The following is a 19,966-nucleotide window of genomic DNA, read 5'->3' as shown; positions in this document are numbered from 1 at the left end:
TCAGATTTGGCAGATCATGACGGTGTAAGGGCATGGTTTCGGTCCTAACGTGCCCGCAACGGTTGTGAAGGGGATTCGCCGGAGGGAGCCCGCGGGGTGGTCACCGACCGACGGCCCGGTGAAAGGTGGGGCTCGATGGCTGCAGGTTGGACGAAACACGGCGACGGCAGAACACTCACTCCTGGAGAGGTGGTCAGACCCGACGAGCGGCTGTCATGGCCGCGCATGGTCGGGTTCGGGGCGCAGCACGTCGTCGCGATGTTCGGCGCGACCTTCGTCTTCCCCCTGGTGATGGGACTCGACCCCAACGTCGCCATCATGTTCTCGGGCGTCGGAACGATCATGTTCCTGCTCATCGTGAAGGGGAAGGTCCCCAGCTACCTCGGGACCAGCGCGTCGTTCGTGGGCGGTGTGCTCGCGATCCGGGCGCTCATGGGCGGTGACACGCCCGCCACCGACGCGATCGTCACCGGCGCCATCCTCGTCGCCGGATTCGTCCTCGCGCTCGTGGGCGTGGCCATCCACTTCCTCGGCGTACAGATCATCAACCGCGTCTTCCCGCCGGTCGTCACCGGCGCCGTCGTCATGCTGATCGGCTTCGGCCTGGCGTACGTCGTCGCCGACATCTACTGGCCGCAGGACCAGTGGATCGCCCTGATCACGATGACCGTCACCTTCGTCATCATCGTGCTCTTCAAGGGCTTCGTCGGCAGGATCGGCATCCTGCTCGGCCTGATCATCGGTTTCGTCCTCTCCTGGGGGGCCGACAGGGTCTTCGGGAACATCACCGCCTTCAACGCGGGCACCGGCGCGGTCGACACGCACCCGAGGGTGAGCTTCGAGGGCGTGGCGGCGGCCGACTGGATCGGCCTGCCGAGCATGCACCTCCCCGACTTCAGGTTCTCCGCCGTGCTGCTGGTCCTTCCGGCGGTGATCGCGCTGGTCGCCGAGAACGTCGGGCACGTCAAGGCCGTCGGCGAGATGACCAAGACCGACGTCGACCCGTACATGGGCCGGGCGGTCGCCGCCGACGGCGCCGCCACCGTCGTCGCCAGCACCTTCGGCGGCTCCCCGACCACCACCTACGCCGAGAACATCGGCGTGATGGCCGCCACCCGCGTCTACTCGACGGCCGCCTACTACATCGCCGCCGTCATCGCGATACTGTTCGGCCTCTGCCCCAAGTTCGGCGCGCTGGTCGCGGCCACACCGGGCGGCGTGCTCGGCGGCATCACCGTCATCCTGTACGGCATGATCGGCCTGCTCGGCGCGAAGATCTGGATCGAGAACCGGGTCGACTTCGCCGACCCCGTCAACCTCGTCCCGATCGGGGCCGGGATCATCCTCGCCATCGGCCCGGTCAAGCATATGATCAGCTCGGACTTCACGCTGGAGGGCATCGCCCTCGGCACCATCGTGGTGGTGGCCGGCTACCACCTGCTCCGGGTCATCGCGGGCCGGGGCGGCGGTGGTGGCGTCGGTCCGAAGGTGCCCCAGTCGCAACGAGAGGTCGCCGGGTGAAGCCACCCCCGTTCGAATACCACGCTCCCCGCTCCCTCGGCGAGGCGCTCGACGCCCTCGCCGGGACCGGGGAGCACGGCAAGGTGCTCGCCGGGGGGCAGAGCCTGATCCCGATGCTGAACATGCGGCTGGCCGCCCCCGCCCACCTGGTCGACATCAACCGGCTGTCCGAGCTGGCGTTCGTCGACGTCGCACCGGAGGGCGTCCGGGTCGGCGCTCTCGCCAGGCACGCCCAGGTGGAACGGCACGAACCGGCCGCCGCGGCCCAGCCGCTGCTGCGCCAGGCGCTCCGGCTGGTGGCCCACCCGGTGATCCGCAACCGGGGAACCGTCGTCGGCAGCCTGGCCCACGCCGACCCCGCCGCCGAGCTGCCCGCCGTCCTCACCCTGCTGAGGGGCTCGGTACGGCTGGCGCGGCCCGGCGCCGCCAGGGACGTCCCCGCGGAGGACTTCTTCACCGGCCCGCTGGAGTCGGCGATCGACCCGGGAGAGCTGGCCGTCTCCGCGTTCTTCCCCGCGCCGCCCCCGCGCTCGGGCACCGCGTTCCGCGAGGTCGCCCGGCGGCACGGCGACTACGCCCTGGCCGGGATCGCGGCGCTGGTCGTCCTGGACGACGACCTGCGGATCACCTCGGCCACGGTGGCGTGCGTGAGCCTGGGCCCCGTCCCGCTGCTCGTGGACGTCTCCGAGGCCGTCGGCCACCGCCCGTCCGCCTCGGCCGACTGGGCCTCGGCGGCCCGCGCCGTACGGGAACGGGTCGACCCCGAGGCCGACATCCACGCGACCGCCGCCTACCGGCGGCACCTCGCCGGAGTCCTCACCGAGCAGGCACTTCGTGACGCCGCCAGGGAGGCCGCGGATGCATGAGATCACGCTGACCGTCAACGGGGTGCTCCGGCAGGCCGAGGTCCCGGCGCGGCGGCTGCTGTCCGACTGCCTGCGGCACGACCTCGGCCTGACCGGCACGCACGTCGGGTGCGAGCACGGGGTCTGCGGGTGCTGCACGGTGCTGCTGGACGGCGAGCCCGTCCGCTCCTGCCTGACGTTCGCGGTCACCGTGGACGGGCGCGACATCACCACCGTCGAGGGACTCGACGGCACCGACGGCACGCTCTCGCCGGTGCAGCGAGCCTTCGCCGAGTGCCACGGCCTGCAGTGCGGCTTCTGCACCCCCGGCTTCCTGTGCACGGTGACCGCACTGCTGCGCGACAACCCGGCGCCGACCGACGAGGAGGTGCTGGAGGGCATCTCCGGCAACCTGTGCCGGTGCACGGGTTACCAGAACATCGTCAAGTCCGTCCACCGCGCGGCCGAGATCATGGCGGAGGAGCCGTGACCACGAAACTGTTCGGTGAACCGGTCCGGCGCCGAGAGGACCCCCGGCTGCTGACCGGTCAGGGCCGCTACGTCGACGACCTGGGAGCCGGGGCGCTGGAGGCGGCGTTCGTCCGGTCCCCGCACGCCCACGCCAGGATCCGCGACATCGACGTCTCGGACGCCATCGAGGTCGACGGGCTGGTGGCGATCTACACCTGGGAGGACCTCCCCGGTGCGCTCGCCCAGCCGCTGCCGCTGCTCATCCCGCACCCGGCGCTCACCCACGGCCGCACCGCGTACCCGCTGGCCCGCGAGATCGTCAGGCACGTCGGCGAGCCCGTCGTGATGGTCGTCGCCCGCGACCGCTACCTCGCCGAGGACGCCTGCGCGCTCATCCAGGTCGACTACGAGATCCTCAAGCCGGTGGTCGGCGTGGAGGAGGCGGCGCAGTCGGCCCAGCTCGTCCACGAGGGCGTGCCGGGCAACGTCGGCGCGCACCTGGTCCAGGAGGTGCCCTCGGCCGCCGGGCTCGGCGCGCGTGAGGCCATCGACGCCGCGCCGCACACACTGTCCTTCCGGCTCGACATCGAGCGCAGCGCGTCCATGCCGCTGGAGGGACGCGGCGTGCACGCCCGCTGGGACGCCGACGACCACTCCCTGCGCGTCCACTCCAGCACCCAGACCTCCACCAGCGTCCGCATGGCCATCGCGGCCAAGCTCGGCCTGCCGCTGCCGAAGGTCGAGGTGATCGCCCCCGACGTGGGCGGCGGGTTCGGCGTGAAGATCGTGCACCCGTGGCCGGAGGAGATCCTCGTCCCGTGGGCGGCGATCACGCTCGGCCAGGAGGTCAAGTGGACCGAGGACCGGCGCGAGCACTTCATCTCCTCCGCGCACGAGCGGGCCCAGGTGCAGTCGGTCCGGGTCGGCTTCGACGACGAGGGCCGGGTGCTCGGCCTGGACGTCGAGATCCTGCACGACCACGGCGCCTACACGCCGTACGGAATCATCGTGCCGATCATCACCTCCACCCAGCTGCTCGGCCCCTACCGGATCGGCGCCTACCGGGTCGAGTTCTCCTCGATCTACACCAACACCGTGCAGGTCACCCCGTACCGGGGCGCGGGCCGCCCCCAGGGGGTCTTCTGCATGGAGCGCACCATGGACCACATCGCCGAGTACCTCGGCGCCGACCGCACGCGGGTGCGCGCGACCAACTTCATCCAGCCCGACGAGTTCCCCTACGACCAGGGCCTGATCTTCCAGGACGGCCGCCCGCTGATCTACGACAGCGGCGACTATCCCGAGTCGCTGCGGATGCTCAAGGAGCTGATCGGCTGGGACGACTTCCCCGCCCTGAAGGCCCGCGCCGCCGAGGAGGGCCGCGCGATCGGGATCGGCGTCGGCTGCTACGTCGAGGGAACCGGCGTCGGCCCGTACGAGGGCGGGCACGTCCAGATCACCTCCGACGGCCGGGTGCACGTCTCCACCGGGCTCACCTCGCAGGGGCAGGGCCACGAGACGGTGTTCGCGCAGATCGCGGCGTCCGAGCTGGGCGTGCCGATGGAACGGGTCTCGGTCGTCACCGGCGACACCCGCAGGTTCGGCTACGCGGTCGGCACGTTCGCCTCGCGCGCCGCGGTGATGAGCGGCAACGCGATCGCGCTGGCCTGCAGGAAGGTCAGGGAGAAGGCCCTGCGCATCGCCGCCGACGCGCTGGAGGCCGACCCCCGCGACCTGGAGATCGTCGACGGGGAGGTGCGGGTGGCGGGCACCCCCGGCGCCTCGATCCCGCTGGCGACCGTGGCGGTGCTGTCCAACCCGCTGCGCTACGCCTTCGACGAGGAGGCGGCCAGGGCCACCCAGTTCGCGGGCGTCGCGTCCTACGACCGGCCTCCGGTGGCCGAGGGGGAGGAGCCGGGGCTGGAGGGCCGCGACTACTACTCGCCGATCCGCTCGACCTTCGCCTCCGGCATGCACGCGGCCATCGTCGAGACCGACCCGCTGACCGCCGAGATCCGCATCCTGCGCTACGCCGTCGTGCACGACTGCGGCAAGCTGATCAACCCGATGATCGTCGAGGGTCAGATCCACGGCGGGGTCGCCCAGGGCGTCGGCGGCGCCCTGTACGAGAAGATGGTCTACGACGGTCATGGCCAGCTGCTGAACGCCTCGTTCATGGACTTCCTGATGCCGTACGCCACCGAGGTGCCCTTCATCGAGACCGCCCACCTGGAGACGCCGTCCCCGCTCAACCCTCTCGGTATCAAGGGCGCGGGCGAGGCGGGGGTCATCCCGGTCTCGGCGGTGCTCGCCTCGGCGATCGAGGACGCAGAGGGGATCCGGATCGACAAGATGCCCATCTCCCCGTCGGACCTCTTCGACTTGCGCCGCGCCGCCACGGGCTGACCCTTGGCGTTCTCAGGGCCTTCTCAGACGGGCAGGAGTCATCTCCGGAGTGACGAGGTCGTCTTCGGGAGATCCGCGGGATCACTCGGCCGGACGGCCGTGGTCCCAAGCGGTGCCGAAGAGGATCAGTGCGTAGTCGTACATCAGCCCGGGAGAGCGGGCGACGATGCACGGGGAGTTACGGCCATGTTCCGCCTGCTGGTAGATGGTCAGGTAGGCGACGTGGTCGGTGACGATGACGCGGTGCACGTTGGGCAGGTCGTAGAACCGCAGCGAGACGTTCTCGCGGTGCCGGGCGACCTCGCGCACGTAAGCGGCGTTGACGCGTACCTGCTCGGCGAGCAATCCGGAGGAGAAGCCCAGATCCACGCGGCGCATCTCTTCCTCCCGCCTGGAGAGCCAGGAGTCGGGGCCGAGGTCGGCGTCGGGCAGCAGAACCTGCACGAACTCCATACGCCTGCTCGCTGACTCCCAGACCGCGGCGAACCCGTCGCGTGTCAGTTCGTTCCCTCGTCCGGCGAGGACGCGCACCCAACGTGCACGGGTCAGCTCGTCCGTCAGTTCACTGGAGGCCAGGCGCTGCCGCGAGATAACGCGCCGGACCCCCAGACCTGTCAGCCGAGAAAGAAGCGCGACCGGCCACTGGCGGGAACGCATGGAGAAGATCCAGCCTCCCGCGAGAGTGAGGACAGTGGCCAGGAGGGAGCTCACCACACCGAGTGTGAACTCGTTCATGTTCGCCTCCTTCGTCGGTGGCCGCCGGGAGAACAAGGACGTCACGTCGTGTCGGTTGTCGGCAGATGCAGGTAGGGGAGGAGGCTGTGCAGGACGGTTGCCGCGTGCCGCGCGGCGATGTCGTGGTAGCCGTCGTTCTTGGTCGGGCTGGCATCGTCGGAGATTCCACGCACGACGACCCAGCCGCGTACGGCTTGGGCCCCGTCCTGCTCATGGAATGCCTGGGTCAGACCGCCGGCCTCCATGTCCACGGCGAGGACCTTGTCATTGAAGGCTTTCAAATATCGGATGATCTCCGACTTGGCATCGGCGATCACTGCTTCGCCCGAACCGATCGGCCCGGTGAGCGCTCGGTACTCACGCGTGACGCCGTTGGGGTCGGTGGTCTGGAAATCGGCCGGCTCGTCGTAGTCGATGAAAAAAGAGTTGATGGCGTGGCCGATCACAGCCGGTGCTTCGCGCTCCTCGCCTCTGCGCCGCTGCCCATCCGGGGTCTCCTTGCGGAGGTCGTAGTAAACGACCCGAGGAGTTACGACGACATCGCCGATTTCGACGTCCGCGTGGATGCCTCCACCGATTCCGACCAGTACGACAACGGCGGGGTTGTAGTGCCGGCGGAGGTGGTCGAAGGCCATGACGGTCGAGCGCTGTCCCTGGTACAGCGCTCGGATGGCGGCGACCCGAATGACTGTGTCCAGGACGTTCACGGTCCCCTCAAAGAAGGGAAGGTTGCCGTTGCGGGCCCGCTGCAGGCCGAGCACCTCGTAAACCGCTTTGGCCTCCTTGCCGAGTACGGTGATCACCCCCACGTCGGCATGCTTGCCGTGTCGTGCCTTCTGCTCGCGGTCGGCCGACACGTTGACCGTCGCTCCGTGCCCGACCGCGGACTGGCTGACTTCCATGGATCCCCCATGGTTGACAATGCCGCTGTTGCTGTTCATCACTGATCTCCTTCGTTTTTCGAGGACTGCTCGGTGTTCTTGTCGGGTTCGCGAGTGTCCGCACGTACCTGTGAGTTAGGGCCTATCGCCGACTGTTTGATCTCGGTCCTTCCTCCCATATTCAGCACGCCCGTGTTGATGATGCTGGTCGCCCTTTTTTTGAACGTAGAGGTGTCGAGCTCATGTAATTCGAGAAAGTCTTCGACTGCTTTGAGTAGACGTTGTTCGATAAGCTTCATGTGGTCGTGGATGGCCACCTCATCCAGTTGTGCATGCTTCCACGGGGTGGATTTTTCCTCTCGGATGCTTATTTTGGCGCCGATGGCCATCCCGCGTCGGGGTTTGAGCATGCGGTTCTTTCGGGCTCGTATAGCCTTGGTCAAGAGCAAGGGAACCTCGGCCAGACGCCACATTCCGGCTATCTCGGCGGGAAGATTGAACAACTTGAGCAATATGGAGCGCGCCACCGCGCTCGCGCCGCTCTCTGCGAAGCCGTTGAGCACGTGATACTCGACAGGAGTGCGGGTCAGCGCGCAGGCGGCGAAATCGAGACTGAGTGCCCGACCCTTGACCGTGACCCGGAGGAAGACCGTTGTGACCAGCTCTCCGGTGGCGCTGGCACCGATCTCCAGGAAGTGGTGAACGGCGTCGTATGGATCATCGATAATTTTGTCTATGTCGCTCTGATCAGGTCGCTTCCGTAGCCATTCAGGTCGAGGCGGCACATCGGCCTCGGCGATGTACAACCGGTCCCGCATGGTGAACCCGCGCAACCCGGTCGGATCGTTGGCATCCCCCATGGGACCCATCGCATTCTTCAAATAGGCCACGAGCTCGTGGGCTTCAAAACGTGGTGTCGGAGGCTCCAGCTCCTCCATCGGTTTGTGTTCCTTGAGATCCGTCAGATCTTTTATTGATCGCAGGAGCTGGACGGTGAGTGGGGGTAGCCATCGGTGCACGAGCTCGCCACTGCCCACGAACGGGCTCTGGTCCTCGTCGACCAACTTGAAGACGAGGAGGTCTTCCGGTTCCGCTTCGTCCACCGGCAGCAAGGGTCTGCGGTAGATCACGTAGGGATGAGACTGCTGGTCCTCGATCGCCTGTAGGCGCAAGGTGAGTTTCTGCGGTCCCAGCGACTCTGTTTTGTGCATGCGATTGAGACGCCACTGGTAGGCGGCACCTGTTCCGCCCACTGCGACGGCGATCAGCAGCGCGAGGAACACCGTCGCTCTTGTCATGTCGTCCAGTGGAACGCTGGAGAGCGCGGCCATCAAAAACGGCAGTACGGCCAGGACGGCGCATCCCATACTGCTGAGACGTAGAAGGCGTGTCTGCTGCCGGAGTTCGTCCGATTCGCTGTGCCATCTCGTCTTCCGCAGCCATTTGTTCACTGCCGCCTTGGCTCGGAGAGGAAGCACCACCCGGGCACTTCTGACCACCAGGTGGGACAGATACCAGAACCCGGCTCCACTGGCGACGGTGAAGGTGGCCAGTGGATCGACGGCGAAACCGATCGCGAAGATCGTCAGGACGCACACGTGTTGTGCCATCTCCAGGCCCCATGCCCACCAGGCGTGCCTGACGACCGAGACGAGGTCAAAACCGTACGACGGGGCGACCATGCGTGTCGTGTCGTTGTGAACCCGACGAAGAACGACGCGGCAGAAGGCGGGGTCCAGATAAACGCCCGCGCAGAGGTTGCGGGTGGCCGTGTCCTGTCTCAAGGAACCGCGGTGCCCCGGCTCGTTTCGCGCTGCTTCCGATCGGGCCACGCCGCCCTCCCACCCCTCGTTTAGGTCTACTTGACCATAAGTTGTAAGAGAACTTTGAGTCAAGGTGACCTTTAGCTAAAGTGTTGCTGTGATGGAAAGATCAAGTCGAAGACGGGCATCGGTCACCGCGACCGTTGATCTGGTGATCCTCACCGTTCGGCAGGATCAACTGCAGGTTCTGCTGATCGAGCGAGGCAATCAGCCATATCTGGGGCAGTCGGCATTACCTGGCGGTTTCGTCCGCGACGGGGAGACTCTGGACGAGACGGCACTACGGGAGTTGAGCGAGGAGACCGGGCTCGACGGCCGCAAGCTGCATCTGGAGCAGTTACACGCCTACAGCGACCCGGACCGCGATCCGCGGGGCAGAGTCATCACCGTGGCCTACCTGGCACTCGGCCCCGACATGCCGCTGCCCGTCGCAGGAACGGATGCCACAGCGGCACGCTGGGAGCCGATCTCATCCGCCCTCGCCAACGACACCTCGCTGGCCTTCGACCATGCCGCGATACTGCGCGATGGACTGGAACGGGCAAGGTCGCAGCTTGAGCACACCACGGTGGCCGCAGCGTTCTGCCCTGAGCCTTTCACCGTTGGCGACCTCCGCCGCATCTATGAGGCTGTGTGGGGATTCAAGCTCGATCCCAGCAACTTCCGCAGAAAGATGACACGAACGGAAGGATTCCTCGAACCCACGGGCGAACGCCGCTTTCCCGAGACCGGCAGGCCCGCGGCCCTCTACCGCCGGGGGACCGCATCGCTGCTGGTCCCGCCGTTGTTGCGGTCAAGCGAAGTCTCTTCCTGATTCATTTGTGAGGCTGCCGGTTCGGGGTACACCGGCGAATCGGCGCATCCCGAACCGGCCATAGCCTCGATCATCAGCTGCGGATCTTGCGGCCTGCTCGGTGTCGGGGTGCAGCAGGGCGTCGGCGACGCGCCCGCCGGAGTCCTTGGCCCCGCCGCCGAAGCTGAGGGTCCTTTGGGCGTTCGCACTGGCGGCGATGCCGTCCCAGTAGCAGGTCTCGCGCTCCCAGCGCACCGAGTCCAGCAGCTCGACCAGTTCGTCCTGGCTCAGCTGCCTGCCCGAGGTTGCCCGGCCGGTGGTCTGGTGTACGGCGATGCCAATCCCGGCGAGTACGGCCGGTGCGGAGACGGCGCCACGCGTGGCGAAGTACAGGTGCAGACGCCTGAGGAGCTCCGGTAGCAGGTCAAGGAGCCGGCGCTCGGCCTGCTCGGCGGTGACCTCCTCGGGCAGACTGCTCTCGTGCAGGGTCACGGCAGAGGGGTTACGTCAGAGACGGCCAGTGTTTCGGCGGGATCATGGCCGGGTCGACGACGCGCAGGCGGCTGGCCGAGGTCGGGTCAACGCCGCGTAAGGTCACCAGACGTTGCCCGTCCGCCTCGGCGAGAAGAGCCAGGGCAGCGGGCAGTCCGGCGGCAACCGTGGCGATCGCGAGACCGAGTCCGATCAGGCCAGGATGCTTGTGCGGGTATTCGATCCGATGCAATCCGGAAGCGGCGATCGCCTCGACTTCCCGGGGACGTTGCATCTGTCGGGCGTCGTTGGTCGGGATGACGTGAAACCCTTCGGCCGCTGCCCGGGGATAGAGGTTCTCATCCCGTGTTCCGGACCAACGATCGAGGTCCAGCAGATGGACGATCTCATGCCCCAGGACGAAAGCGGTGATGGCCTGGTGGAGCGGCCGGGACACGTTCTCATCCAGCAGCAGCCTCACGCGGCTCCTTGGGGGGATTGTAGCTGTCGACGTAATCGGCGAAATCGGCGGCATCCAGGGCCGCCGTGGCGGTGACGCTCGGGTAGTACTCGGAGATCCGCTCCGGGAGAACCCCGTCTCGGAGCAGTGCGGCGACCTCGTCATAGGGGACGCGGGTGCCCTCGATCACGGGCACCCCACCGCGAACCGCCGGGTCCACCGTCACGTGCGCGCGAGGTCGCAGCAACGGCGGGATGTGCCTGCCGTCACGATAGAACGGCTGCAGGACGTCGACCATCTCGTGGATGACCACGTTGGCCTTCTTTCGTACCAGATCGACCGCCTGATCGGGCTCGGCCAGATAGATGCTGCTGCCATCGGCGACCAGCGTGTACGACGAGAGATGGTCGTGCTCCTTCAGATCGCCACGAAGCGTGTCGAGTGCCCGCCTGATCTTCTGCAGTGAGGCGTCGTTACGCAGCTTGACGCAGGTTCGCAGCGCCACCACATCGCGAAAGGAGTAGAGGACAGGTCGCGTGCCGGAGATCTCCGGTATCAGCACCGCACCCCGTCTGGCGCCGGTCTTGCGCCAATGCGCGAGCTGGCGGAGCGTGGCGCCTGACAGCGCGGCAGCCAATTTCGGGTCGTACGTCATCACCTCACCCCTTTCGCACTCCGTGAACTGTGCCCCTGCCCGGCCATCATCGCAAATCCCGCTACGCCGGGCAGGCATTACACGACGCCCTTCGCAATCTCGATGCTTCCGGCCGAACGAGAGACGTCGTCACCGTTGCCCTCGTCGCAGGGGATTTCGAGGCCGCCGACTGCCTGGCGGGTGAAGGTCAGGCGGCGAGTTCGTGGTTGAGATGGTCGCGGAACTCGCGGACCATCATGCTGCCCTTGTACGGCTCAAGCTGACCGGCGAACTGCCGCAGGCGCTCCACCAGCCGAGGGGAGGCCAGCGCCTTGATCGCCGGAATCGCGGCCCGTGCGCGAGCGATCCCCTGCTCCAGCTCACCCGTCCCGAGGTACGCCTCAGCAGCGTTGGCCTGGACAAATTGCACCGCGCGGATGAAGCGTCCGTCGTAGCCCTGTATCGCCGTTTCCGCGAAGGCGGCCGCTCGTCGGTGCTCGCCGATCTGCTGCCAGCAGCAGCCCATGGCCGCGACCAGCCCCGGTCTGCCGTACGAGGCCAGCCACTCCGGGTCGCGGTCGTCGGAACCCTGGTCATACGCGCGCTCGGCCTCGGCGAGCAGTCGCTCGACCTGCTTGGCGACATGCCCGTCAGGGGTCGCGTCCCCCTTGGTCCGCGAAGCCATGGCCCCGGCCTCCTTGACCAGCATCAGCGCCATGACACGTGGAGGCGCTCCGGCGCGGCGTGCGGTGTCGACGGCGGCGCGGGCCAGCCATTCCGCCCACCTGGGCTGCTGCAGATAGATCGCCTGTTGAGTCAGCGTCATCAGCACCCAGGCGCCCGCGAGGAGGTCGTTCCCAGCCTTCGCCAGCTTGAGGGCCTGGCCGAAGTGGTGTTGAGCCTTGCCATGGTGGCCGAGGTCGAAGGCGGTCCAGCCGGCCAACTCGGTCATCCCCGCCGCCGCGACCATCAGTTCGGCCCCGACCTTGTCGTTGTAGCGACCACGCAGTAGTGGTGTCACGCTGCTGTTCAAATAGTTCATGACCACCGGGCGCACCACCCCGGCCCCGAACCGCTGGTCCATCTGGCCGAACGCCCTGTGGGACTCGTTGATCCGGGTGACGTCGGAGAGACCCACGAGCGGCCCGGATCCGTGATGCGCGGTCGACTCGACGGGGACGCCGTAGCTCCAGGAGACCAGCCACTCACCCAAGGCGGCGGGCACGAACGGCAACGCGGCCAGCATTTCGCGCCGGGACGAGTCCAACTCACACCTCCACAGATGCGTGACCGCCTTCACCGTAGCCGCCTGTGAACCGTCTCCGAAGTCGGCGTTCGGCCACGATGATGTCGCTGTGAAGGCCCACCCTTCTATCCACCGCTCGACCTCCATCGCGTCCACCTCGAACACGGCGGCGATCCGCTGCCGACTGTAGGCCCTGACCCCCTGCTCGCCCCGCTCCCACCGCCCCCAGGCCGCAGCGGACACCCCGACTGCCTCCGCCGCCGCCTCCTGGGTCATGCCCCGCCGTTTGCGTGCCCTGGCCAGCTCAGGACGCCCCTTACCGCCGCACAGCTCACCCACGACCGTTCTCCTTTGGTAATCGAAAGACAACTCATTGTGATATTGAGAGGCCCTCGACCGCCACCCTTCGAGAAAACGTTCAGTTAACGTCCACCTCCGGAACGTAACGTGGTCGATCAACGATCAACGAGCAACATTGACGTTCCTCCTCCGCTCGCGCGGGCGTTTCCTGCTGTGCACAGTCCCACAGCGAACGGAGCGTGCTCATGCGGGCAGCCGACGACATCCCCCCAAGTGCCCAGCACCACCCGGCTGAAAGCCCGTCTCCCTTGCCGGACCAGGGCTGGAGACACCTCGGCGCAACCGGCCAGAGCGCCGCTGCGGCGGTGTGGGAGACCGGGGCGGCGGGAGGGGAGGGTGATGCGACGAGGCGGGGTGACATCCGTGCGCTGGTGAAGGTCCTGCGACCCGGCTCCGCCTCGCGCCGCGCCCGCGCCGTCGTCCGGGAGGTGCTCCAGCAAGCCGGCCTGCCCGACGACGACATCGACACCGCCGAACTCATCGTCGCCGAACTCGCCGCCAACGCCGAGAAGCATGCCCGCCCTCCATACGAGCTGCGCGTCTTCAGTCTGGACGGCACCCCCACCTGGTGCGAGATCGTCGAAGGGGACCAGGACCTGCACGAGATCCGCATCATCCTCAACCTGCTGCACTCGGTGGAGGAGATCGGCCTGCCTCTGCTCGCCGAGAACGGTCGCGGACTGCTCCTGGCCCACCGGCTCTCGCACGGCCACTGCCAGACCTATCCGGTCGTCACCCTCACCACCGCCACCCCCGGTAAGGCCGTCGCCTTCGCTCTGCCTACCCTCTTCGGCAACCGTCTGATCTTCCCGTCCCTCCCCGATTTCTCCGAATTCCGACACCGGTCATCGGGATAAGCGCTGCGCTCCTGCCCCGCCTCGCTCCTCACCGTCATCGCCATGGTCGCCGGTCGCCGAGGGGAGGAGCCGGGGCTCGGAACCTGATCCCTTCGGCTCGCCAGGAGGTTCTCCGGTCGCGTACGGCGGAGGTCGACAGGACGCGGCCCGGTGTTCCCCTTCGGTGGCCGGGGCAGGGAGTGTCCCGGCCGCCGCGCCGGCGAGAAGCATGGAGGCGCAGCGGGCTCGTAGCGGCGCCGGAGGTCGTTCGGGTACAGCCCGGAGGATGAGGGTGCGCGGCCGGTTGGTCCGGCGCTCCCGGGGGGCATGCCGTGGCCAGGCGGCGTAGGCCGGTGTGGGCCACGGTCCGCAGGCGTTCCAGCTCCGCCCGCAGTCGCCGACCCTGGCGGGCATTCCGCCGAGGCTCCGGTTACGGGATGGGTTATTTACGGAGGGTCGCCGAGTCGTCGCTATTCGTGATGTGACACCGTGGACGTACATCTCGTGAACCGCTTGCGTCACCCTTCACCGCCGGGGGACGCCGAGGCGAAGAGGAGTGATCATGTCAAAGCCACCGCTTCCCGATGAGGCAGTCGCCATGCTGAGGAAGCCGAATCCCGCCGTCATCACGACGCTTCGGCCCGACGGCCGGCCCGTGTCCACGGCCACCTGGTATCTCTGGGAGGACGGCCGGATCCTGGTCAACATGGACGAGGGCCGCAAGCGGCTGGAGCACCTGCGCGACGATCCCCGGGTCTCCCTCACCGTGCTCGACGGGAGCGACTGGTACACCCACGTCAGCGTTATCGGGCATGTCGCCGAGATGCGTGAGGACAGGGATCTGGCCGACATCGACAGGGTGGCCCGGCACTACCTCGGGGAGCCGTACCCGCGGCGGGACCGCGGCCGGGTCAGCGCCTGGATCGAGATCGACGGCTGGCACGGCTGGGGCGCGCACAAGGACAACAACCAGCCCGGCTGACGACCGCTGCCCGCGGCGGGATCCGGGAGGCGCGAAGGGCCGCCACCAACCTGATCGAGGACGCGCCGCGCGGTTCGTGCTCCGGCCGCCGCTGATGGACGCGACCTGAGGCCGCCCGGCCGTCGCGTGCCGCGACGCGGACTCCAGGCCGTGCTCGTACGGGTTCCGTGTCAGGTGAACAGTCTGTCCAGGTGGTAGTCCACCGCCGCCACGACGGCCTCCGGGGTGTAGTGGCCGATCAGTGCCGGGTTGACCAGGCCCTGGGCGAAGGCGAAATGGACACGCCCGCCTCCGTCGCCACCTCCCGCAGGCTGACGGCGTCCAGCCCGTCCCTGTCGATGATCCGGTGGAGGGCCTCGGCGATGTGCCGTCGCCGCACCTCATGGTCGACCTTCTTTGGCATACGTTTTTCCCATGCGGTCGTATTGAATACGATGCCTCCTGCTTTTACAATGCGAGTGCATTGCATTGTGCCGTCCGAGGAGGTCGTACCCATGCCCGTCTCTCCCGCCCACTGTGTCGACATCCGGCCGCGCCTGGAAGGACCGCCCGCATGCGAGTGCTGATCATCGGGATCGGCACCCGAGGCGACGTCGCCCCCTACACCGGGCTGGGCAGCCGGCTTCGTGCCGCCGGGCACGAGGTGGCGATCGCGGCCCATGAGCCGTACGCGGACATGGTGAAAGCGTGCGGTCTGGAGTTCCGTCCGATCCCCGGCGACCCGATCTCCCTTCTCCGGGCGGGCAAGGGAGGCGAGAGGACGTCCGTCGCAGCCAAGGTCGGGATGTTCGCCGAGTACGAGCGCCAGACGGGCGAGGGGGTCGTGGACGCGGCCGAGCGTGGCGCCGACGTGCTGCTTCTCAGCGTGCCGGCCTCGGCGGGAACCCACGTGGCCGAGGCCATGGGCGTTCCGAGCATGGGGGTGTACCTCCAGCCCGTCGATCCGACCGGTGACTTTCCCCCGGTCGTGGGTGCCCTCACCCGTTCGCTGGGCCGCCGGGGCAACCGGGCGATGTCCCGGCTGGCGTTCACCACGCCGTCGCCGCTCTATCTGGGGGCGAAGAAGTTGCGTGCCCGTCTGGGGCTTCCCGGCACCACCGCCACCGCGTTGTACCGTCGTCGCGAGTCCACCCGCTGGCCGGTCTTCCACGGCTTCAGCCCGAGCGTGCTGCCGCGCCCGGCCGACTGGCGGGAGGGACTCCAGGTGACCGGCTACTGGTGGCCGGAGAGTTCGCCCGGCTGGCGGCCGCCCGCGAAGCTGGCCGATTTCCTGGACTCGGGGCCGCCACCGGTGTTCATCGGGTTCGGCAGCATGGGCTCCGGCCCCCTCGCGCGGTTCGGCGAGGTGGCCGTGGCCGCGCTACGGCGGGCCGGGCTGCGCGGGGTGCTGCAGACCGGCGCGGCCGACCCGGCCCTCGACGATGACGACGTGCTCCACATCGGAGACGTGCCACATGCCTGGCTGTTCCCCCGGATGGCCGCGGTGGCGCACCACGCCGGATGTGGAACCACGGCGGCCGGGCTGCGCGCCGGCGTGCCCGCCGTCGGCATACCGGCGATGACCGACCAGCCGTTGTGGGCCTCGCGTCTCACCGCACTCGGTGTGGGACCGGCCGCGATCCCTCTCAGGCGACTGTCGGCCGAGCGGCTCGCGGACGCACTCGGCGCCGCCGTGTCGGATCGGTCCTATCGCGACAGAGCCCGGATTCTCGCGGGACAGGTCGAGGCCGAGGACGGTGCCGGAGCCGTCGTCGAGGCGGTGGGCAGGCTCGGCGACTGACCCGGTAAGGCGGCATGGAGGGGAGGCGACGTTCGGTGACCTGCCGCCTCGCCTCGGCGCGAGTGGCGAACTCGGACCGGACCACGTGCTGGTGGACCGGCACGGGCACCCGGTCCTCATCGACATCATCGAGTCGGGCCGTGGCGCGTGATGTCCGTACGCGGTGGGTGCCCGGCCGCACGGGACGACGGCGGGGCCCGGGGGAGTGGTTCAGCGCAGGCGCAGGGTGCGCAGGCGGGTCCAGGCGAGCAGGACGTGCACCCGGTCCGGCAGGCCGAGCTTGGCCAGGATGCTCGACACGTGGACCTTCACCGTGTAGCGGCTGATCACGAGCCGACGCGCGATGTCGTCGTTGGACAGGCCCTCCGCGATCAGCTCGCAGACCTGGCGTTCCCGGTCGGTGAGCCGATGTGCCGCCTGCCGCAACGCGTGGTCCTCGGCCGTGGGCATCACGGGCTGCAGCGCCTCGATCATCCGGGTGGTCGCCTCCGGTGCCAGGACGGACTGGCCGGTTGCGACGATGCGGATGCCGTCGCGGATCCGTTCGCCGGGCGCGTCCTTGAGCAGGAACCCGCTCGCACCGGCCTGCAACCCCGCGTACACGTAACTGTCGAGGTCGTACGTGGTGAGGATCAGGACACGGGTCCGCGCGGTGCCGCGCCCGGCGACGATCCTGCGGGTCGCCTCGATCCCGTCCATGACGGGCATCCGGATGTCCATGAGCACCACGTCGGGCCGATGCTCGACGGCCGCGGTGACCGCGGCGGCGCCGTCGCCGACGGCGCCGACCACGGTGAGATCCTCCGCCGCCCCGACCAGCCGGGTCAGCGCCTCCCGCAACAGCTGCTCGTCGTCGCAGACCAGCACCCGGATCGCGGTCACGAGGCGTTCCGCAGTGGCAGCGTCGCGCGTACCTCGAAGTCGCCCGGATTCCTGACCACCCGCACCGACCCGCCGAGCAGCTCGACGCGTTCCCGCATGCCGATCAGTCCCACCCCGCCCCCGTTCCCCGGCGTTCCCCCCGGCCCGCCGTCACCGTCCCGCGACGGCGGTCCGGGTACGGGGTTGCCGACCCGGATCTCCAGCCGGTCCGGAGAGTAGGTCAACACCACCCGGACGTCCACCGCGCCGGCGTGCTTGGCGACGTTCGTCAACGACTCCTGGACGACTCGGTAGGCCGCCAGCTCGATACTGGCGTCGACCTGCCGTACGTCCCCGTCGCGTTCCAGCCGGACCCGCGGGCCGCCGGGAGGTGAGGACGTCACCAGGTCCTCCAGCTGGTCCAGCCTGGGGGGCGGGACGAGCGGGTCGTGCCCGTCGGGTGGCTCCCTGAGCACGCCGAGCAGCCGGCGAAGCTCCGCCAGTGACTCCCTGCCGGTGTTCGCCACCCGCCGCAGCGTCGCCTCGGCCTCCTCCCCGGTGTCGGCCGCCGCCTCGGCGTCCAGCACCATGGCGGTCACCGAGTGGTTGAGGATGTCGTGCAGCTCTCTGGCCAGCAGGGCGCGCTCGCGCTCGGCGGCACGCCTCTCGGCCAGTTCCCGTTCGGCCTCCAGCCGCCGCGAGCGCGCCTGGAGCTCCCAGATCCGGGCGCGCTGCCTGCCCTCGACTCGGCCGACCGCCCAGAACCCGAGGAAGAGGACCGCCATCGCCGAGAACACCGCCGCCACCGTCATCGGCTCACCGTCGTGGATGACCGCGAGCGGCAGTCCGACGAGCAGCACCGCCAGTCCCGACAGCACACCGATCCTCTGCCGGTTGCCCCGGCCCCACCCTCCGAGGCGGGAGGCGGCGACCAGGTAACCGACCATGATCGGCATCTTGAGCAGGGCGAGCACCAGGTCCAGAGCGCCGACGACGACCAGCACCGCGAGCGGGAACCGCCGGTACCACATCAGGACCAGCGACTGCGTGAAGGTCAGGGCGAGCAGGATCCAGAGCGTGTCCCCGAGCCCGCTCGCGAGCCCGACCAGCCAGCCGACCAGTGGGGGGAGCAGGACGAGCAGGCCGTCGCTCACCCACTCCAGGCGGGTCCGGCGCCGCGCCGGATCGGCCGGCTCCGCCGCCAGCCGTACGCCAGGAGCAGCGCGACCGGGAGCCAGGGCGCCAGCGCGATCGTCCAGCTCAGCGCGAGCGGCGGGCCCGGGGGACTGGTCACCTCGATCGGGAGCACGCCGGTCAGGGCGCCGCCGGAGTCCTCCACGGTGAACTCGAACCGCCATGTGCCCTCCTCCTGTAACGAGACGACGTCGAGTCCCCAGACCTGGCGCGCCCGCGGATGCCTCGGCAACACGATGCTGTCACCTCGGCGCTCCAGGACAATCCCCTTCAGTCCCCTGGGATCGCCGGACGGCGAAATCGTCCGGAGCAGCCCGACGCGTCCCTCGATCCCGCCCTCCGGTTCGAAGGCGAAGTCCAGCGATCGCAGGGCCCGGACCGGCCACTGGGTGAACGACACGGTCAGTGAGGACCCGCCCATCCGTACGGTCTCGGTGTGCGCGATCTCACCGTCGAGGGGTGGCGCGGCCGACGCCGGAGCCGCGCTCGCCAGCAGGGTTACGATGATCGCCGCCAGCGCCGTCAGCGCCTTCGGTAGGCGTCTCATGCGGCCACCTCGCGACCGATCTGGTCGAACCGGCCGAACCGGCGCAGGAGAGTGGCGCACTGCCAGCCCAGCCACCCCGTTCCGGCACCGACCCCGGCCACCGCGACGAGGGTGACGAGCAGGTTCATCTCCATCCCCACCACGTTGTAGAAGAGCGCGGCGTTGATTCCGGCGACCGCCCCGACCGCCGCGGTCACCCCGACCGGGCCGGTGCCTCGCCGCGCGGCCCACCACACCGCGCCCGCCGCGAGTAACGCGACCAGCGGGAACGTGGCGGGGAAACCGATCAGCGACTGCGGCAGGTTCCTCGCGTAGTCGCGCATCGGCTGGCCGATCGCCTCGGCGTACCACCGGGTGGCGGCCGGGGCGAACAGGGCCAGCGCGCCCTGGACCGCGAGGAACACCAGACCGGTGGCGGCCGGCCAGCGCGCCCCGCGGGTGAGCCCGACGACCAGGCTCAGCATCAGCGCGGACACCGCCCCCAGACCGAGGACGCGCGGCGCGATCCCGGGGATCCAGCCGAACACCAGCTCCGAGACCATGCCGAACGCCGATGTCGATCCCATGGTGGCGAGCCCGACCGCAAGAGCCAGCCCCCAGCGCTGCGCCCGGGTGCGGCGCAGCACCGCGAACGCCATCACCATGGCGAAGATCTCCACCTGGATGGACAGCCCAAGCCCGAGGTGCGACGGCGTCGCCGGGACGGCGATGTCGAAGCCGTAGACGTCGTGCCACCACAGGTCGACGCCGCCGTACAGCAGGTTGCCCGACGCGCCGAGCCCGCCGACCAGGAACGGCCAGGGCGCGCGGAACGTGCGGAACACCGTCACCGCCGGGGTACCGCTCGCCGCCCCGCCGCCCCACGTGGTGAGCAGCACGACGGTGAGACAGGTGAGGCCGACGATTCCGGTCCCGGCGTAGAGCAGGAGGTGCGGAGCGGTGAAGAAGTTGTCCGGCCCGACGTCGCCGTGCCACTGTCCGTCCCACACCATGCCCAGCAGCAGCGTGGCGTAGCCGGCCATCAGGAACCAGGCGCCGGTCACCTCCCGGCGCGGCACGTCACGGATGCTCGCCTCGGTTTCGGGTGATGGATCTGTTCTCGGTTGAACGGTCATGTACG

General features: G+C 68.7%; 20 protein-coding genes. 8 read left to right on the top strand and 12 right to left on the bottom strand.

The features are described from left to right. Positions 1–135 precede the first annotated feature (135 nt). Genes OG587_RS39205 through cutA form a run of 4 tightly spaced genes read left to right on the top strand, consistent with a single transcriptional unit; the run spans position 136 to position 5,243 of the window. Complete coding sequence (locus OG587_RS39205; protein WP_329083887.1) at positions 136–1,521, top strand: uracil-xanthine permease family protein; 1,386 nt, start codon at positions 136–138, stop codon at positions 1,519–1,521. Next, complete coding sequence (locus tag OG587_RS39200; protein ID WP_329083886.1) at positions 1,518–2,387, top strand: FAD binding domain-containing protein; 870 nt, start codon at positions 1,518–1,520, stop codon at positions 2,385–2,387. Before OG587_RS39205 ends, OG587_RS39200 begins: the two co-directional genes overlap by 4 nt. Beyond that, a complete protein-coding gene (locus tag OG587_RS39195) occupies positions 2,380–2,856 on the top strand; it encodes a (2Fe-2S)-binding protein (RefSeq protein ID WP_329083885.1) in 477 nt (158 codons plus the stop codon). The genes OG587_RS39200 and OG587_RS39195 overlap by 8 nt, the downstream gene beginning before the upstream one ends. Beyond that, positions 2,853–5,243: an aerobic carbon-monoxide dehydrogenase large subunit gene (gene cutA, locus OG587_RS39190; protein ID WP_329083884.1), complete on the top strand. Its 2,391-nt coding sequence runs from the start codon at positions 2,853–2,855 to the stop codon at positions 5,241–5,243. The genes OG587_RS39195 and cutA overlap by 4 nt, the downstream gene beginning before the upstream one ends. Before the next feature lie 81 nt (positions 5,244–5,324). Here cutA and OG587_RS39185 read toward each other — a convergent pair whose 3' ends face one another. Genes OG587_RS39185 through OG587_RS39175 form a run of 3 tightly spaced genes read right to left on the bottom strand, consistent with a single transcriptional unit; the run spans position 5,325 to position 8,691 of the window. Then, complete coding sequence (locus OG587_RS39185; protein ID WP_329083883.1) at positions 5,325–5,978, bottom strand: hypothetical protein; 654 nt, start codon at positions 5,976–5,978, stop codon at positions 5,325–5,327. A 41-nt stretch (positions 5,979–6,019) separates the two neighbouring features. Next, positions 6,020–6,919 (bottom strand): 5'-methylthioadenosine/S-adenosylhomocysteine nucleosidase family protein, encoded by a 900-nt coding sequence (locus OG587_RS39180; protein ID WP_329083882.1) that lies wholly within the window; start codon positions 6,917–6,919, stop codon positions 6,020–6,022. Then, positions 6,919–8,691 (bottom strand): hypothetical protein, encoded by a 1,773-nt coding sequence (locus OG587_RS39175; RefSeq protein WP_329083881.1) that lies wholly within the window; start codon positions 8,689–8,691, stop codon positions 6,919–6,921. The genes OG587_RS39180 and OG587_RS39175 overlap by 1 nt, the downstream gene beginning before the upstream one ends. A gap of 91 nt (positions 8,692–8,782) precedes the next feature. On the opposite strand from OG587_RS39175, the gene OG587_RS39170 reads away from it, so the two are divergent. Next, positions 8,783–9,496, top strand: a complete 714-nt coding sequence (locus tag OG587_RS39170; protein ID WP_329094137.1) for an NUDIX hydrolase — start codon at positions 8,783–8,785, stop codon at positions 9,494–9,496. Here OG587_RS39170 and OG587_RS39165 read toward each other — a convergent pair. The 4 genes from OG587_RS39165 to OG587_RS39150 form a co-directional block, all read right to left on the bottom strand. Further along, positions 9,476–9,967 (bottom strand): hypothetical protein, encoded by a 492-nt coding sequence (locus OG587_RS39165; RefSeq protein WP_329083880.1) that lies wholly within the window; start codon positions 9,965–9,967, stop codon positions 9,476–9,478. The genes OG587_RS39170 and OG587_RS39165 overlap by 21 nt on opposite strands. 10 nt (positions 9,968–9,977) lie before the next feature. Next, the gene (locus tag OG587_RS39160; protein ID WP_329083879.1) at positions 9,978–10,427 is read right to left on the bottom strand and encodes a DUF5615 family PIN-like protein; all 450 of its coding nucleotides are present in this window, start codon (positions 10,425–10,427) and stop codon (positions 9,978–9,980) included. Continuing rightward, on the bottom strand, positions 10,408–11,061 hold the full coding sequence (locus OG587_RS39155) for a DUF433 domain-containing protein (protein WP_329083878.1): 654 nt from the start codon (positions 11,059–11,061) through the stop codon (positions 10,408–10,410). Before OG587_RS39155 ends, OG587_RS39160 begins: the two co-directional genes overlap by 20 nt. Positions 11,062–11,248: 187 nt before the next feature. Further along, positions 11,249–12,625 (bottom strand): helix-turn-helix transcriptional regulator, encoded by a 1,377-nt coding sequence (locus OG587_RS39150; RefSeq protein ID WP_329083877.1) that lies wholly within the window; start codon positions 12,623–12,625, stop codon positions 11,249–11,251. Between the two features lie 392 nt (positions 12,626–13,017). Between OG587_RS39150 and OG587_RS39145 the strand changes: the two genes are divergently transcribed. Beyond that, entirely contained in the window at positions 13,018–13,503 is a 486-nt protein-coding gene (locus OG587_RS39145) for an ATP-binding protein (RefSeq protein WP_329083876.1), read from the top strand. Positions 13,504–14,044: 541 nt separating this feature from the next. Continuing rightward, the gene (locus tag OG587_RS39140; RefSeq protein ID WP_329083875.1) at positions 14,045–14,464 is read left to right on the top strand and encodes a PPOX class F420-dependent oxidoreductase; all 420 of its coding nucleotides are present in this window, start codon (positions 14,045–14,047) and stop codon (positions 14,462–14,464) included. A 238-nt stretch (positions 14,465–14,702) separates the two neighbouring features. Here the strand turns inward: OG587_RS39140 and OG587_RS39135 are convergent, their stop codons facing one another. Then, positions 14,703–14,867: a hypothetical protein gene (locus OG587_RS39135; protein ID WP_329083874.1), complete on the bottom strand. Its 165-nt coding sequence runs from the start codon at positions 14,865–14,867 to the stop codon at positions 14,703–14,705. 150 nt (positions 14,868–15,017) lie between these two features. Between OG587_RS39135 and OG587_RS39130 the strand changes: the two genes are divergently transcribed. Continuing rightward, a complete protein-coding gene (locus OG587_RS39130; protein ID WP_329083873.1) occupies positions 15,018–16,244 on the top strand; it encodes a glycosyltransferase in 1,227 nt (408 codons plus the stop codon). A gap of 210 nt (positions 16,245–16,454) precedes the next feature. Here OG587_RS39130 and OG587_RS39125 read toward each other — a convergent pair whose 3' ends face one another. The 4 genes from OG587_RS39125 to OG587_RS39110 are packed head-to-tail and all read right to left on the bottom strand — an operon-like array spanning position 16,455 to position 19,961. After that, the gene (locus OG587_RS39125) at positions 16,455–17,126 is read right to left on the bottom strand and encodes a response regulator transcription factor (RefSeq protein ID WP_329083872.1); all 672 of its coding nucleotides are present in this window, start codon (positions 17,124–17,126) and stop codon (positions 16,455–16,457) included. Next, positions 17,123–18,259 (bottom strand): sensor histidine kinase, encoded by a 1,137-nt coding sequence (locus tag OG587_RS39120; RefSeq protein ID WP_329083871.1) that lies wholly within the window; start codon positions 18,257–18,259, stop codon positions 17,123–17,125. Before OG587_RS39120 ends, OG587_RS39125 begins: the two co-directional genes overlap by 4 nt. After that, positions 18,256–18,846, bottom strand: a complete 591-nt coding sequence (locus tag OG587_RS39115; RefSeq protein WP_329083870.1) for a hypothetical protein — start codon at positions 18,844–18,846, stop codon at positions 18,256–18,258. Before OG587_RS39115 ends, OG587_RS39120 begins: the two co-directional genes overlap by 4 nt. After that, positions 18,843–19,961 carry a hypothetical protein gene (locus tag OG587_RS39110; protein ID WP_329083869.1) on the bottom strand — a complete coding sequence of 373 codons (1,119 nt, stop codon included), beginning with the start codon at positions 19,959–19,961 and terminating at the stop codon, positions 18,843–18,845. Before OG587_RS39110 ends, OG587_RS39115 begins: the two co-directional genes overlap by 4 nt. Positions 19,962–19,966 lie beyond the last annotated feature (5 nt).

It is taken from the genome of Streptosporangium sp. NBC_01469, from assembly GCF_036227305.1.
Lineage (GTDB): Bacteria > Actinomycetota > Actinomycetes > Streptosporangiales > Streptosporangiaceae > Streptosporangium.
The sequence above is the reverse complement of the archived record's forward strand: the minus strand, read 5'-3'. Positions and strand labels throughout refer to the sequence as shown.